This is a genomic window from Curtobacterium sp. MCLR17_007 (assembly GCF_003234655.2).
Lineage (GTDB): Bacteria > Actinomycetota > Actinomycetes > Actinomycetales > Microbacteriaceae > Curtobacterium.
This window is the reverse complement of record NZ_CP126271.1, coordinates 198883-214688: the sequence shown is the minus strand read 5'-3', so window position 1 is coordinate 214688 and position 15806 is coordinate 198883. Positions and strand designations below refer to the sequence as shown.

12 protein-coding genes are annotated in these 15806 nt (G+C 66.1%); 3 read left to right on the top strand and 9 right to left on the bottom strand.

What is annotated here, in order from left to right; genetic code table 11:
• Window positions 1–29: 29 nt before the first annotated feature.
• Genes DEJ13_RS01075 through DEJ13_RS01065 form a run of 3 tightly spaced genes read right to left on the bottom strand, consistent with a single transcriptional unit; the run spans window position 30 to window position 4019 of the window.
• Window positions 30–1733, bottom strand: coding sequence for an extracellular solute-binding protein (locus DEJ13_RS01075; protein ID WP_111107130.1), 1704 nt, complete (start codon window positions 1731–1733; stop codon window positions 30–32).
• A 59-nt stretch (window positions 1734–1792) separates the two neighbouring features.
• Window positions 1793–3283, bottom strand: coding sequence for a carboxylesterase/lipase family protein (locus tag DEJ13_RS01070; protein WP_181437048.1), 1491 nt, complete (start codon window positions 3281–3283; stop codon window positions 1793–1795).
• A 40-nt stretch (window positions 3284–3323) separates the two neighbouring features.
• On the bottom strand, window positions 3324–4019 hold the full coding sequence (locus DEJ13_RS01065) for a ThuA domain-containing protein (RefSeq protein WP_181437049.1): 696 nt from the start codon (window positions 4017–4019) through the stop codon (window positions 3324–3326).
• 37 nt (window positions 4020–4056) lie between these two features.
• On the opposite strand from DEJ13_RS01065, the gene DEJ13_RS01060 reads away from it, so the two are divergent.
• Window positions 4057–5247: an ROK family transcriptional regulator gene (locus DEJ13_RS01060; protein WP_111107132.1), complete on the top strand. Its 1191-nt coding sequence runs from the start codon at window positions 4057–4059 to the stop codon at window positions 5245–5247.
• Window positions 5247–6464, top strand: a complete 1218-nt coding sequence (locus DEJ13_RS01055; RefSeq protein WP_181437050.1) for an MFS transporter — start codon at window positions 5247–5249, stop codon at window positions 6462–6464. The genes DEJ13_RS01060 and DEJ13_RS01055 overlap by 1 nt, the downstream gene beginning before the upstream one ends.
• 259 nt (window positions 6465–6723) lie before the next feature.
• Here the strand turns inward: DEJ13_RS01055 and DEJ13_RS01050 are convergent, their stop codons facing one another.
• The 6 genes from DEJ13_RS01050 to DEJ13_RS01025 all read right to left on the bottom strand — a co-directional run bounded on the left by DEJ13_RS01050 (window position 6724) and on the right by DEJ13_RS01025 (window position 14279).
• Entirely contained in the window at window positions 6724–7695 is a 972-nt protein-coding gene (locus DEJ13_RS01050; RefSeq protein WP_111107134.1) for an ROK family protein, read from the bottom strand.
• Window positions 7692–10190, bottom strand: a complete 2499-nt coding sequence (locus tag DEJ13_RS01045) for a glycoside hydrolase family 2 protein (RefSeq protein WP_111107135.1) — start codon at window positions 10188–10190, stop codon at window positions 7692–7694. Before DEJ13_RS01045 ends, DEJ13_RS01050 begins: the two co-directional genes overlap by 4 nt.
• Window positions 10187–11041: a carbohydrate ABC transporter permease gene (locus DEJ13_RS01040; protein WP_258374116.1), complete on the bottom strand. Its 855-nt coding sequence runs from the start codon at window positions 11039–11041 to the stop codon at window positions 10187–10189. Before DEJ13_RS01040 ends, DEJ13_RS01045 begins: the two co-directional genes overlap by 4 nt.
• Window positions 11038–12000, bottom strand: coding sequence for a carbohydrate ABC transporter permease (locus tag DEJ13_RS01035; protein WP_181437051.1), 963 nt, complete (start codon window positions 11998–12000; stop codon window positions 11038–11040). The genes DEJ13_RS01040 and DEJ13_RS01035 overlap by 4 nt, the downstream gene beginning before the upstream one ends.
• Window positions 11997–13295: an ABC transporter substrate-binding protein gene (locus DEJ13_RS01030; protein WP_111107138.1), complete on the bottom strand. Its 1299-nt coding sequence runs from the start codon at window positions 13293–13295 to the stop codon at window positions 11997–11999. The genes DEJ13_RS01035 and DEJ13_RS01030 overlap by 4 nt, the downstream gene beginning before the upstream one ends.
• 147 nt (window positions 13296–13442) lie before the next feature.
• Complete coding sequence (locus DEJ13_RS01025; RefSeq protein ID WP_111107139.1) at window positions 13443–14279, bottom strand: LacI family DNA-binding transcriptional regulator; 837 nt, start codon at window positions 14277–14279, stop codon at window positions 13443–13445.
• Between the two features lie 105 nt (window positions 14280–14384).
• On the opposite strand from DEJ13_RS01025, the gene DEJ13_RS01020 reads away from it, so the two are divergent.
• Window positions 14385–15608 (top strand): ROK family protein, encoded by a 1224-nt coding sequence (locus DEJ13_RS01020; protein WP_111107140.1) that lies wholly within the window; start codon window positions 14385–14387, stop codon window positions 15606–15608.
• The last annotated feature ends 198 nt before the right edge of the window (window positions 15609–15806 follow it).

Below are 15806 nucleotides of genomic sequence, written 5' to 3'. Positions count from 1 at the left end.
ATTCAACCGCGGGGTTGACGGTGCTCGCATCACTTCGCATCGCGGATCGCTTTCTCGAATTCGTGCCGGACCTGGTCGCCGCCGTTGGCGCGCCATTGCTTGCGCCACGTCGCGATGGCTGAAAGCGGTGCGCGGCCGGAGACCACTTTGTTGCGCCAGTCCTCGTTGAGGGCGGTGAGTTGCGCGGACGTGCTGACCTGTGTCGGGGAGTACATCCCGACGGTCGGGTCGACCTTCGCTGCAGTGGTCAGGAGCTCCAACTCGTGTAGGAGGCTGTCCTTCCGCTTGGCGTTCTTCGCATCGAGCGCGATGTACGACGGTGCGTTCGCCCCGAGCCATCGGAGGCCTTGCAGATTGGTGGTGGCATCAGCGTTGTCGATGGGCTCGACGGCGTGCCCGGTGCCGAACCGGAAGTTGTATCCCTCGATGCCGCTGCCGAGGAAGAGCGCCTCGGACGATCCGTACGGCGCGGCGAAGTAGTTGCAGACGCCGAGGAGTTCCCGCATCCGCCGCGGGTCCTTCTCCGCGGCGGCGGCGATGGCGACGATGCCCCAGTAGCCGGGATCCTGTGCGACGGCCAGAGAACGGCCGGGAGCCACCGGCGGGACGAGGAAGTCGACTGCGGCCCCCTTCGTGCCCTCTTCGACCTGTTCCATACCTTGCTGCGCCAGCCATGGTGGCGAGTCGTGCTCGAACGCGAAGTGCCCCTCCGTCCAGAGCTGCTTCTCCTTGCTGCGCTGCACGTCGGTACCGAGCGCGAGCGCGTCGGGGTGGAATGCGCCGCGTTGCCAAAGCAGTCGGAGGTAGCCGACGGCCTCTTCGAACTCGTCCGTCTCGAGGAAGTAGGTGAGATTTCCGCGGTTGTCGATCCTCCAGTCCGCACCCACGCCGAACATCCATCGTGCGAGCGTCTGGATCTGACCGGTGCCGAGTCCGCCGATGGCCCAGACGCGTTTGCCTTGATGGGACCCGATCTTCCCGATCGCGGTGAACATGTCCAGCAGCTCCGTCGTCGACGTCGGCTGTTGAGAGAAGCCGGCGAGCTGCATCAGGTCAGTCCGAATGGTCGGAGCGGAGGTGACCGCTGGGTTGACGTGTGGGATCCCGGCGATACGACCGTTCTTCAGCGCGGCCTTCCAGGCGTACGTCGGGATGTTCGCCAGGTTCGGGTAGTCGAGGATCTTGTCGCCGGAGAGATAGTGGCTGAGGTCAGCGAACGCCCCAGCGGTGAAGGCTTGGGCACCGACGGGCACCTGGTCCTGTACGAACATCAGGTCGGGGAGTTTCCCGCCGGCGAGGACGGTCGCGAGCTTGCTGTTGTAGTTGTCCGCACTGGCGAGCAGCGGGTCAAAACTTGCGCGGAGGTCTCGGTTGAGTCGCCTCCACACTGGGTTCTTTCCCTCGGGCGCGGGAGGGGAGAACCAGAGCATTTGCAGTGTGCGAATCGTGGAGCCCGCCGCTGGAGGCGCGTCGACACTCGTGAAGTACCTCGTCGGAGACGACGTGTAGATGTCCGGCAGCCCTTCGACAGTGCTGGTCAAGCGGTTCGCGCCGATCGCGGCTCGAGCCTTCCGGTACGTTGGCAGCCGCACTGCGCCGCCCGCGAGGAGGCTCTGGGAGATGACGGCGCCGCCGCCGGTGCAGGCGGTGAGCGCGAGCCCGGCAGCGCTCGCCATTCCGAACGCGAGGATGCTTCGGCGTGAGAACGAGGTTCGGGTCGGGGATTCAGGCATGTCACTTCTCCTTCGAAGTGTCAGTGGCGGTGCGGGGTGAGTGGGTGGAGGGTGGCCGCTCAGGCGTTGTGCTGCGCGACCAGTCGACGGATGGAGCCGCGGGGGTCAGATTCGATGCGGAAGTGTTCGCTGAAGATCGCGGTGCGGCGGTGCTCTCCATAGGTCGGCCAGGGTTGGAGATCCTCGTCGCGAACCAGCGCGCCCCACATGGCGCTCATCTGGTCCCGCAGTTGCAGTGGCGGCTCGACCCCTACTTCGGCTTCCGCATCGGCGCTGTCGTCGATGTGTCGGAAGATGAACGGGAGCTCGAGCGAGTGGCCGGCACGCCTGATCCAATCGGCGTCCGGGCGTTGCCATTCGAAGAGGTACGAGCGTGTCCACGCTGACGCGTCTCGACGCGCGTCGAGCAGACGTTGGGAGGGCTGCCGGTAGATGAGGTCTGCCATGCAGGCTTCTAGGGTCTCGGCGAGGCTGTTCGGGCGGTTGGTGTCTGCATCGAGCGCGGCGCGGTAGGTCACGACCGACGCTGCGGGCGACCCGTGCATGAGCTGCTCGACGTGCGCTTCGAGCACGTCGACGGCGGGTTCGGCTCGAAGGTCGACGAACCCGGATGCTTCGTTGCGGTTGGTGCCGATGACAAGCTCGACGTCTGCGGAGGCGCCTTCTCGGATCAAGTCGACTGGTCGGGCGGTAAGCGTCCGGCCGTCGATGAGTGGCGCGAAGGCGAGATCGAGGTTCGGGCGGCCGGCGGAACGTCTCCTGACCAGCGCCTCTTGACCAGCCACGATCTGCTCGGCGGGCATCGTGAGCAGATCGGTCGGCGTTGCAGCGAGTTCCGTGAGGAGATCTGCGGTGAGACGCTCGCCGTGACCTGCATCCCGCGCCCGTTCTCCGCTGCCGCTCTCGATGAGCGCCCGAGAGAAGAGTCCGCTAGCCGATGGCATCGCGAGAAGACTCGCGACCATGACGGCGCCGGCGGACTGCCCCATGATGGTGACCCGCGCAGGATCCCCGCCGAACTCTGCGATGCTCACGCTCACCCAGCGCAGCGCTGCGACTGCGTCGAGCAGCGCCAGATTCGAACTGTCGGCGTATTCGGATCCCAGGACGCTCGCAAGGCTGAGGTAGCCAAGAGCGCCGAGCCGGTAGTTGATCGCGACCACGATGATTCCCTCTGCCGCCGCGAGTCGAGCGCCGTCGCACAGCGCATTCGTGTTCGACCCGTACAGGTGCCCTCCGCCGTGGATCCAGACGAGGACGGGAAGCGGTGAAGCTGCGGCATTTGCCGGAACCCAGACGTTGGCGTTCAAGCACCCCGACTCATCCATGACGTCTGCGCGTATCGGATCCTGCGGAGCTGCCGGCCCGGCGGCGACGCAGAGACGCTCCCCCGGCCACGACATCGCAGGCTGCGGAGCCTTGAAGCGCTCAGCGTGTGCATACGGAATGCCGAGGAAGGCGACTGCGCTGCCGTCTGGGGTGGAGACGGAGCGTCCGACGACGGTCCCCTGTGGTGTCCGAGCGGTCAAGCCGGTGTTCGTGCGCGTCATCGCGGTCTCCTCCAATGGTGTGAGTCGAGCATACATATGTTCACGTCTCGGACAAAGAAAAATCTGGGAGGAGCCACCGAACGATAGCCTGGATGAGTTGGATGTGCTCGTCGGACTCATAGGAGCGGAGGTCGTGTCCGAGTCCGTCGTACGCCGTTCGGAGTCCGCGGAACTCGTGCGTCCAGACGACTGGATGCCTGTTCCCGTCCTGCTCATGCTCGGCGAGGATCCGCGTCCATGGAGACACTCGCAGGTCCGTGTAGCGCTCGTCGAAGAGCGAGAACGTTCGCGCTGGAGCACGAAGCTCTGTTCCAGCTTCCGTGGGCTCGATCCGTGCTGGACCGATCGGCGGGTGCCAGGTCTGTTCCGCAACCCATCGCCCGCCGAGTAGCTGTTCCCATGCTGGCACCTCTGCGAACGCCGTCGCTGATACGTGGAAGGCAAGCAGGGGCGTGCTCGAATGGAGCATGTCCGCCAAACGCGCGTTCACGAGTGCGTCGGACTCCCGCGATGCTGGTCGACGTTTTGCCGTATTCACCAGGATCAGATCGGCGTGTGGCTCGGTCGCGATGGCCTGGTCAATCGGTTCGGTGAGCACCTCGACGCCGACGGCTTCGAGGATGGCGGCGATGTGCGCAGACGTCGAATCGAAGTCGTGGTACTCGTCTTGGAAGCTCCCGTTTCCGGTCCAGAGACGCGCTTGAGGCCGACGGTCGCTTGTTCGAGACGTGAACATATGGCTACTATGACACCATTCGGTCTTCGGAGGAACCATGTCGCTCATCCCGCCAGTCGGTCGAAGCATCGACGCTGTTCGTCGCCAGAACCTGTCATCGGTTGTGTCCGTTCTGCACCGCGATGGTGCAACGACTCGGTCTCAAATCACGCGAGCAACGGGTCTTGCACGCTCAAGCGTTGCTTCTCTGGTCGAGGAGTTGGAATCGGCAGGCATCGTCACGCAGCGCTTCGACGATCACCTCGGAGCGAAGGGGCGTCCGTCCGCGTCGGTGGCTGCGACGGATCGCTACCTCGGCGTCGGCGTCAACACCGATGTCGACGGTGTCCACGTCGCGTTCGTATCGCTCGACGGCAGGGTGGTCGACGAGGCCCACGCGGCTTCTTCGGACGTACCCACTCCCGAAGAAGCTGCCGCTCTGGTTGGGGAGCTTCTGCAGCAACTTCGCCAGCGACACGGTGACGCGGTCGTCGTCGGCTTGTGCGCGGCCATCCCGGGGCGCGTGACGAAAGACAAGACTTTCGTCCTGAACGCCCCGCATCTGCGGTGGCGGAACGCACCCTTCGCTCAGTTGCTGCAGGACGCCACTGGTTTCCCGTCCGTCTTGGCGTTCGACTCGCAGGTCGGGCTCCACGCGGAGACGCTCTGGGGCGCAGCCCGCGGTGCGGATGACATCGTCTCCTTCTACGGCGGCCCCGGCGGCATCGGAGCCGCCGCGATGGTCGACGGCCACATCCTCGACGGCCGCTCGGGATCCGCCGCGCGTCTTGGGCATGTCACCGTCGCAAACGACGGCCCAACATGTATCTGCGGGAGCGTTGGGTGCCTCACGACGGTCGTATCGCAGCATCAGCTGGCATCTGTGTTCGGAGCGCGAGACGGGAGTCTTCAGCGCATCCGTGATGCCATCCGTGCCGACCCCAGTGCCGCCTTCGAACGCTTCCTCGTACGCCAGGCTGACTACCTCGGTGTGGCGCTGCGAGCTGCGACCTTCGCGTACGACCCGCAACTGATCCTGCTCGGCGGATTCTTCGGTGTCCTGCTCGATCACGGCCGTGAGCACCTCGAGCGTGCGGTGAGCGCGAACCTGATGTCATCCAGCGAACCGCCGGTTTTGAAGACACCCGCGCTCGGAGAGCAGCAACTGGTGATCGGTGCCGGCGCTGTGGCGTTCAGTGCGTTCATCACCGACCCGATGCGTCGGGAGCGGGTCGGCGCGACGTTGTGATGCGGTCAGAGCCTCGCCCGGCAGTCCTCGCGGCAGCCCTCGGTTTCCTGCAGACCCTCAGTACGCTCACGATCGACATCTACCTTCCTGCGTTTCCGCGAATCGCGGCGGAACTCGCGGTGCCCGAGTCGTCGATCCAGTTCACCTTCACCGGCGCGATGATCGGCATGGTCGTCGGGCAGCTGCTCGCGGGAGCGTGGAGCGATGTCGTCGGGCGCCGCACGCCGCTGACGGTCGCCACAGCCGTACACGTGGCTGCGTCTTTCGCGTGCGCGCTGGCGCCGGACATCACGGTCCTGACCGTTGCGCGCGTCCTCCAAGGTGCGGCGTCGGCCTCCGTGGGAGTGCTCGCAATAGCGATGGTCCGGGACCGGTTCAGCGGCGTTCGCATGCTGCGGACCATCGCCTCGATGACACTCGTGTCGGGCATCGCGATCGCGGTCGGGCCGCTCCTGGGATCGTTCCTGCTGACCGTTGTGACGTGGCGGGGTGTGTTTGTCCTGCTGGCCGTGTACGGGCTCGTCCTCGGCGTCGCGACGCGGTCGATCGCAGGCGAGACCATGCTTCGGCCAACGGTTCGCGTCAACGTTATGCGGACTCGCATCAGCGGTGTCGTGTCCCTGCTCCGCGATCGACAGTTCGTGGGGTTGGTCGCGGTGACAGCGGCGTCGTGGGGCGGCATGTACGGGTACCTGTCGGCTTCATCGGTGATCTTCCAACGCCACTTCGGCTTGACTACGACCGGATACGGTGTGGCCTTTGCCTCGCACGCACTGTGCATGATGGTCGGGTCGCAGCTCGGTGCTCGGCTCGCATCGCGGGTGGAATTACGATGGCTGGTCGCGCTGTCCACCTCGGGCCTCCTCGTCTCAGCGATTGGGCTCGCGACGATGGTCGCGACCGGAACCGCGAGCTTCTGGGGCGTGTTGGCGCTGCTCTGGAGCTTCACACTCTTCCTCGGGCTCAACACCCCAGCCGTGCAGACCTGGGCGTTGTCGCGCCGCGGAAGCGACATCGGTACCGCCGCCAGTTGGTTGAACGCAAGCCGCCAGGGTCTGGGGGTGCTGTCGACAGCAGTCATCGGAGCTTCACTGCTTCCCCCGCTGGCAGCCACCGTCGGCGTCATCCTCTTCGCGCAGGTCTTCGTGGTCGTCGCCCTCTGGTTCGTGGTTCGACCGTTCGGTCCCCGCGGCGACCTGCTCGAGGCCGCACGCTGAGACTCGCTGTCGCGTTCCACGGGAGGGAAGTGCCACCCGGGTGGTCGCCGCGGGAGAGCAGGGCGTCACTGGCGGCGCTGCTCCCCCGCAGCAGGGTCACGAAGGCCGCATCGCGGCATCGTGAGGTTCCCTTGTGCAGAACGGACCCAGCTTCGGCGCGGCGGACTTGGACTGGCCGTCGTGGTGTGGGATGTTGTGCGCTGCATCGGTGCTCAGACTTCTGCGGCTGGAGGAGCGGGTAGACGGCTGCCGCAACAGATCAGCTGATGGTGACGAGGTGGCTGATGGGAGAGTCGGTGGCCGCCATCGCAGACCGGTGGATCAACGCGGCTGCGCCGAGGAGGGGCGCGTCGGCGCCGAGACGCGCGGGCTCGATGCGGACCGTGGTCGCGTACTCGAACACGGTTGCTTCCAGCGCTGCGGTACGGACGAGATCGATGTAGTCGGGGACGACCAGGGAGAAGCCGCCGCCGATGGCGACGATCTCGAGGTCGAGCAAGGTCGTCGCGCTGGCGATGGCTTGACCGACGGCTGCGGCGGAACGCCGCACGGCCCGCCAGGCGATGTCGTCTCCTGCTGCGCAGGACACCGCGAGGTCTTCCCCGGAACGTCCCGGCCAGCCCAGGCGCTGCGCCCATCCGACCGCGCTGGTCCCGGATGCGCTCGCCTCAAGCGTGGTCGCGTCGGCGCTGCTCGACTCCGCGCCGAAGCCAGCGACGTGGATCTGACCGATGTGGCCTGCGTTGCCGCTTCGGCCGGAGACGAGCTTTCCGCCCAGGATGAGGCCACCGCCGACACCGGTGGAGACCACCATGGACATCGAATTCGCGGATCCGGCAGCTGCGCCCAGCCAGTGTTCGGCAAGCGCGATGCAGGTGCCGTCGAGACGCAGCTGCACTGCCAGGCCCGGCAGTTCTCTGGAGACGGCGTCCCGGAGGTTGAAGCCGGCCAGGGCCGGGAGGTTCTTCGGGCTGACCCTGCCTCGTGCGAGATCGATTGGCCCGGCCGAACCGACGCCCACCCCGATGAGCGTCGAGTCGGCCGGAGTCAGGGCGAGCGTCTGTCGGATCGCGTGCGACAGGGCTTCAGCGAAAGCGTCGGGTTCGGCATCGCGACCCGTCGGCACACGGTGCCGACTTCCGTCGACGATCGCGCCGGACGCTTCGACGAGCGCGGTCTCGACCTTCGTGCCGCCGAGATCGACGGCCAGTGCAAGATCGGTCACGATCATGCCCAGTCAGTGACGAGCTGGTTCGACGTGCGCAGGACGCTTGCCGATGTCAGCACTTCCGGGGTCAACGTCCTCGCCGTCGTGACGTGGAACGTGACGCTGTCTCCGGGAAGGAGTGTGACGATCATGTCGCTGACGGTTGCGTCGACGTCGACCTTGTCGACCAGGAGCGCGAGGTCGCGCACAAGCGATGCCGCCGTCACCGTGACGTCGTACCCGCCGGCGACCGCAGCGACTTCCGTGCGTAGGTTCGCTGCTGGCAGCTGCGAGTGGCGCTGCTCCACCGGGAACCAGAATCCACGCTCGCCGTCGAGTTCTGCGACGAGCAACTCGGCCGCGGCCTCGCCGAATGCGGCGACGTCAGCGGGAACGTCCACGGTCTGTGTGCTCCGTGCTGGCAGTGCCACGGTCACGGTCGTCGTGGCGAGTTCGGTGCCGTCGTAGGCGAGGCGGCGGAGGATCACGTCGCCGTTCCACGCAGCCGACGAGTCGTTCACTACGGCCGTGACGAGGCCGGTGCCGCGCGGCTGGATCGTGACGAGGCGGTCGGCGTAGACGTGCTTCAGGGCGTAGAGCAGGGGCTTCGCGCGGCCGTAGCCGTCGACTGCAGCCCAGGACGTGACGGGCCAGCAGTCGTTGAGCTGCCAGACGATCGACCCCGTGTTCTTCGGTGACCAGGACCGCCAGTGCTCGATCGCGAAGGCGACGGCGTTGGCCTGGTTGAGGGACATCGCCCAGTGCCAGTCCTCGGTGTGGTCCGGGAGGGGCAGGTGCGCTACGAGGCCGTCGGTGAGCTTGTCGTTGCCGTCCTGCGCCTTCTGGTGCCAGATCATGCCCGGCGACTCCGGAGTGAGCGGGGTGTCCGAGATGGCCTGGTTGATGGTCGACCACGTGGCGGGCCCCTGCCAGCCGAACTCCGCGACGAAGCGAGGCACAGTGTCGCGGTAGTGCGGGTAGTCGACACGGTTCCACATCTCCCACAGGTGGACGGAGCCGTGATCGTTCTCGTTCGCGGGACGGTCGATGCTGCCGGACCATGGGCTTGCGGGCGTGTAGGAACGCTGCGGGTCGAGCTCGGCGACGACGCGGGGCAGCAGGTCGAGGTAGTAGCCAAGGCCCCAGGTGCGGCCCTGCACGCGCTTCTCCCAGCCCCATTCCTCGTAGCCCCAGATGTTCTCGTTGTTGCCGTTCCAGAGCACCAGGGACGGATGCGACATGATCCGTGTGACGTTGTCGCGGACCTCCGCTTCGATCTCGGAACGCAGTGGCTCCTCCTCGGCGTAGGAGGCGCAGGCGAACAGGAAGTCCTGCCAGGTGAGGAGGCCGCGTTCGTCGCAGAGGTCGTAGAAGTCGTCGGACTCGTAGTAGCCGCCGCCCCAGATGCGCAACAGGTTCATGTTGGCGAACTCGGCTTGGTCGAGGCGAGCGGCGACCCGGTCCCGCGTGACCCGGGTGACGAATGCATCGTCGGGGATCCAGTTCGCGCCCCGGATCCAGATTGGCTGGCCGTTGACAACGACCTGGAAGCTCGTTCCGTCAGCATCGGGGAGCATCTCGACGGTGGCGGTACGGAAGCCGATCCGCTTCTGCCACGAGGCGAGGACGTTGCCGGCGTCGTCGCCAGCGGCGGCGATGCTGACCTCGAGGTCGTAGAGGACCGCATCGCCGTGACCGCGAGGCCACCACAGCGCGACGTCGTCGACGTGCATGGAGATGGTGCCGTCCGTGCCGTCGATGATCGCATCGACGGTGTGCTCGGTTCCGTCGGGGGCGGTGAGCGTGGCGGTGGCGGTGACGGGTCGGACGTCCCCGGCGTGGTGCAGCGTGATCGCGATCTCGACGTCGCCGTCCGTTCCGTCGGTGGTGACGGTCGGCCTAATGGCATCGATGCGAGCACCAGACCAGGCGTGCAGCGTGACGGGCTTGAAGATGCCGGATGAGGCGGCGTCGAGCCCCCAGTCCCAGCCGAAGTTGCACGCTGCCTTGCGGATCGCGTTGAAGGGGTGGAAGTAGGTGTGGGGCCGGTACCCGAGATCGAGACTGGCCTGGTCCGCGTACGCCACGGGTGATGCGAAGTGCACGACGAGGTCGTTGCTGCCGGAGATGAGGACCCCGTCCGCAGGCAGACGGTAGGTGCGGTGCTGGTTGAACGTGCGGGCGAGCTCCCGGCCGTTCAGGGTGACCGTTGCGACGGTGTCGAGGCCTTCGAAGACGAGGTCGTGGTTGTCGTGCCCGTCCGGCTCCCACGCGAAGGTGGTGCGGTACTCCCAGTCGGTCTCACCGATCCAGGTGACCTTCTGCTCGTTCCGGTCCAGGTACGGGTCGGGGATGATGCCCGCAGCGAGCAGGTCGGTGTGGACCAGCCCGGGAACGGTGGCCGGGATGGAGCGCAGTGCGACGTCGACGGGAGCGTCACCGCTGGTGGCGCGGAGTGTCCAGCCGTCATGGAGTGCGCGTCGGGTCTCGGCAGTGGTGGTCGGGGCGGTTGTGCTCACTTGGTTGCTCCTGCCGTGAGGCCGTTGTAGATGTGACGCTGGAGGAAGAGGAAGACAATCAACGTGGGGATGATGACCAGCAGCGTGCCTGCAGCGATGACTTCCCACTGGGCGCCGAACGGGCCCATGAAGCGGAAGAGGGACGTCGAGATGACGCCGAGGTCCTGCGAGGGCATGTAGAGGAACGGTATGTAGAACTCGTTGTAGACGGCGATGCCCTTGATGATGACCACCGTCGCGATAGCCGGTCGGAGCAGCGGCAGGATGATCCGCCAGTACACCGTGAACCGGTTGGCGCCGTCGAGCATCGCGGCTTCGTCGAGGGAGACCGGGATCGACTGCATGAACTGGAGGAAGATGTAGATCGCGACGATGTCGGTGCCCATGAAGAGCACGATCGCTGCGCCGCGGGTGTTGAACAGGTCGAGGGTGTTGATGACCTGGAACGTCGCGACCTGCGTGGTCACCGACGGCACCAACGTGGCCAGGAGGAACGCGCCGAACACCAGTCGACGGCCGCGGAACCGGAACCGGTCGATGGCGTATGCGGCCATCGTCCCGATCAGGATCGTGCCGCTGACGGAGACGACCAGGATGATCCCGGTGTTGATGAACCCCTGCACCATGCCGCCCTGGGTGAAGGCGGTCACGAAGTTGCTGAAGTTCAGCCAGTTCGACGGCGGCGTCAGCGGGCTGGTCGTCCGGTACTCGCGGTCGGTCTTGAAGGCGAGCATCACGATGGTCAGGAGCGGGACCACCGCGAACAGGCACGCCACGATGAGGCTGAGGTACTTGGCGGTGGTTCCGGAACGCCTGCTGATCCGGGTCCGCAACGGTGTCGCAGTCGTCATGCTGCCTGCTCCTTCTTCTCGTCGGGGAACAGCCATCGTTGGATGCCGGTGATGACGAGCACGATCGCCAGCAGCACCACCGCCATCGCGGATGCGAGGCCCACCTGGGAGAACTTGAACGCGGTGTTGACGGTCTGGATCACGAACGTCTCGGATCCGTTCGCACCGCCGGTCATGATGTAGGGCATCTCGAAGGCCGACAGTGCGCCGGCGATGGCCAGGATGAACGAGAGCCCGAGGATGCGTCGGATGCTCGGCACGATGATGTACCGGAACTTGTCGAATGAAGTCGCCCCGTCGAGGTCTGCGGCTTCGTACTGCTCAGCGGGCACGGATTGGATGGCGCCGAGGAACAGCACGAAGTTCAGTCCCATGTACCGCCAGACGCTGGATGCTGCGAGGGAGACGTTCACCACGGACGGGTCGCCGAGCCACTGCGGTGTGTGCTGCAGTCCGGCAGCGCCGAGGAGTGCGTCGAGGGTGCCTCCAGGGCGGAAGAAGTAGAGGAACACCAGCCCGATGGCGACGCCGTTGATCAGGTACGGGAAGAAGATGATGCCCTTGAACAGGTTGCCCAGTCGGGTCTTGAAGCTGAGCAGCGTCGCGAGGTAGAGCGCGATGATGAGCTGCGCGAGCGCTCCGACGAGGTAGTAGAGGCTGACGAAGAAGACCTGGAAGATGGCCGGCTTCGTGAAGATCTGGAGGTAGTTGTCGAGTCCGACGAAGGTCTTCTGCGGTGCGAGGCCGTCCCAGTCGGTGACGCTGTACCAGAACATGTTGACCACGGGGACGTAGGTCAGGACGATCAGGAACGCCAGCGGGACGACGAGGAAGAGCCACGGGGTGCTGCGCCATCCGCGGCTGGAGCGCGGCTGGACCTTCCTGGATCGGGTCCGCCCCTCGGCCGGGGCAGCGGCTGCGGCCCCGGCCGAGGAGGGCGTCGGTGCGAGACCGGTCACTTCGACACCTGACTCCGTGCTGCTGCCCACTCCTTGTTGAGGTTCGCGAAGAAGGACGTCTCGTCGCCGGAAGCGGCTCCACGAGCGGTGTCGATGAGCTTCTGGCGGTAGATGTTGCCGAAGACGTCCACCTGCGCGGCATTGGCGATGTTGGTCAAGAGCGCTTCCTTGCCCTTGGGGTCGGGGTTCAGCTGGAGGTACTTCACGCCCAGGGTCTTGAAGTCACTGAGCGTGTCCGGCGTCGGGTCGGCCTTGACGGGGCTGATGGCACCCTGACTCTTCGCGTAGCCGGAGTCGTTGATGAACCAGTTCACCCAGGCGCGCGCAGTGGCCTTGTTGTCGGAGTTCTTGCTCACCGCGAGGAGCTTGTCGGTCGCGGTGACGGAGGTGAACTTGCCGTCGGTCTGCCAGGGCATCGGCCAGAAGCCGATCTCGTCCGCGGACTTGCCGGCCTTCTTCGCTGCGTCCTGCATCTGGGTCACAGCCCAGGAGCCGAGGATCATCGAGCCGACCTTCCCCTGCGCAAGCAGGTCCTTCGACTCTTCCCAGTTCGTCGTGGTGGGGTCCGGCTCGCTGAGCTTCTTCGCAACGGTCTTGTAGAGCAGGTCATCGATCTTGTACTGGTCGGTGCCCGGCTTCCAGGGGCTGTTCTCGCTGGCGAGCTTCATCCGCACGTCAGCGCCCTGTGTGGTGCCGAGGTTCCCCTCGAGCGTCGCCAGCGGCCATCCGTCCTTGTAGTTCGTGTAGTACGGGATGGCGGAGGTCTTGTCCTTGATTGCCTGGAGGTCCTGGAAGTACTCGTCCTGCGTCGTCGGCGGGGTGGTGATCCCGGCTTCCTTCCAGACGGTCTTGTTGATCACCATGCCCATCGCGGACCCGAACGTCGACAGGCCGTAGACCTCGCCGTCGTACGACCCGTCACCGATGAAGTTGTACTTCTTCTCCAGGTCGGTGGTCTTGCCGAGCGGTTCGAAGTAGGACGCGTACTTGTCCTTCGTCACCGTCGAGCTCGGGATCAGGAGCGCATCGCCGTAGTCCTTCGAACTCAGACGGATCTTCGCGTCACCCTCGTAGTCCGTGAGCGCTTCGAACTTGACCGTCGTCCCCGGGTACTTCTTCTCGAACTCCTTGGCGTAGTCCTTGAAGGTCGTGTTGACGAGGTCGGTGCGGTTCGTGAGCACGGTGATGGCGCCGGACGGCTTGCCGCTGTCCTGAGCGGAACCAGCGGAACACCCGGCGAGTGCGAGCGCCGCGACGACGATGCCTCCGGTTGCAGCGATCACGGTCTTCTTCATGGCGAACTCCTTCGTTCATCGGCGCTCGGGTGCCCGGGGGGCGGTGCGGCGAGCGTCAGGCAAGACTGACCGGCAACAGACCCGCTGTCAATACTTAGATTAGTAATCGATGTACTGTTGAGGCACACAGATCATCGAGGCGGACCGTCAACGGTGGAGGGCGGCCACGCTCTCCCGTGCCACGAACTCGATCGCAGGGGCTTCGAGCGTGGGTGGCTCTTCTCCGGCCAGGACCGCCACAAGCGCCTCGCCCACCATGCGTCCGATTCGCTGCACATCGTGGCCGAGCGCCGACAGCGGCGGCTCGGAGAGCTGGCAGAGTGCCGAGTCGTCCCACGCGACGAGGGACATCTCGTCCGGGATCGCGATCACTCGCCGACGCGATTCAGCCAGACCGCCGAGGGCCATGAGGTCGTTGTCGAAGACGACAGCGGTCGGCGGCTCGTCGATGGCGAGGAGCGCGGCGAAGGCCCGCTCGCCCGATTCCGTCGAGTAGTCGCCCGAGACCAAGTGCCGTTCGAGCTGCAGTTCGTCGCACACCGCGGTGAACGCCAGCGCGCGGGTCACGGTGTGCGCGAGCTCGAGCGGTCCGCTCACGAGTCCGATCGAGGTGTGACCGAGGTCGTGGAGTGCGCGGACCGCTGAGCGCATCGCGGCGTCGTCGTTCGTCCAGACAGCGGGGAGGCCGTCGGACACGTCCGGCGACGACACGGAGACCGCGGGCAGGCCGATCGTCCTGACCAGATCCACTCGAGGGTCATCGGCGATCAGGTCGACGAGGACCACCCCGGCGACAGCGTCACGTTCGCGCCACTGCCGCAGCCACCGGAGTTCGTCCTCCCGAGTCGCGAGGACGCGGAGCAGCACGGAGCGGCCGAGGGGACGGACGACCTGGTCGATCCCGGCAGTCAGTTCGTGGAACCAGGGCTCGGCTCCGTAGATCTCACTCGTGCGGACCAACGTCAAGCCGATCGGGAGTCCCATGTACTCATCCTGTCGTCTCCGGGCTGCTGGGGCGCAGCTAGTGTGACACTGCGGACACGACCCTCGCGCCTGCACCACCCGATGAGACCACGGAGGAGGCGATCGATGGCGCGGCCCGAGATGATCGCCTCCGGTCCAGGGAGCCGAGCCCTGGTCGTCGACATCGTCCGGTCCTCCGGCCCGATCAGCCGTGTGGAACTCACCCAGGCGACTGGGCTGACCCAGCCCTCGATCTCGAACATCGTGCGGCACCTCCTCGAGACGGGGGTGCTCCGCGAGAGCGGACGCGTCGCGTCGACCGGCGGGAAGCCACGGACGCTCCTCGAGATCAACCCGACTGCGCTCTACGCCGTCGGCATCCAGCTGGGGTTCGAGGCGATGACCTTCGTCGCCGCGGGCGCCGGAGGCGGGACCGTCGCACGGCAACTGGTCGACGGCGCCGCCGTGGCCGAGCCGCAGGACGTGGTCGAGCGTCTCGCAGCGCAGTTCGCATCCTTCATCGACATCGCGGGCATCTCGGTGGACACGATCGCTGGCGTCGGGGTGGTGGTTCCCGGGCCCCTCTCCCCCGCCGGCGGGACGATGTTCCGGTCCCCGACCCTGCGCCGGTGGGAGGGCTTCCCATTGCTCGAACGTCTCGCGGCGCTCCTGCCCGTCCCGGTGCTCCTCGACAACGACGCCGCCGCCGCCGCGGTCGGTGAGTTCTGGACGCGACGCATCGCCCGTACCGAGACGTTCGCGACCGTCTACATGGGGACCGGCATCGGTGCCGGAGTGGTCCTCGACGGTGCGCTCCTGCGCGGATCGAGCTCCAACGCTGCCGAGCTCGGACACATGACCATCGATGCCGACGGCGTTGCGTGCTCCTGCGGCAACGTCGGATGCGTCGAGCGGTACGCCGCCCCCGCTGCGGTCCTCTCCGATGCCGGAACGGCACCGAGGCGCTTCGCCGGACTCGGTCTGGAGTTCACTGAGCACACCACGGGTTCAGACTTCGATCGACTCGCGCGCGCCGCCGTCAACGGGCACGAAGCAGCCAGAGGGCTCCTGGAACACTCTGCGGATCGACTCGCAGCCGCCGTGGTGTCGTTCAACAACGTGTTCGACCTGGACAGCATCGTGCTGGCCGGGCCCAGCTTCGCCATTGCTGGCTCGATGTACGCACGCGCTGCCAGAGCACGGATCGAACAGACGTCGTTCGCACGGCAAGCTCACGGGACCACGATCGAGATCGCAGCCAACCCCCGCGATTCAGCGGCCATCGGCGCAGCCGCCCTCGTGCTCCAGAGCTCAGTAGCACCTGGCCACGGACCAGCTCTTCATCCCTGAGTTCACCACCGAGCTCGTCGGGTGGTTGTGCCTTCGGCAGACTTGATCGCCGATGAGAGCAACGACGAAACCGACCCGGCCGAGGTACTCCGATTTGAAGATCCTTGTCTTGAGTTCGACGACCACGACCTGTAGCTGCTCTCGGTGGAGACTTCGTCCGCGAATTCGAGAGGTGACCGAACAAACAGCGCCGCTCTC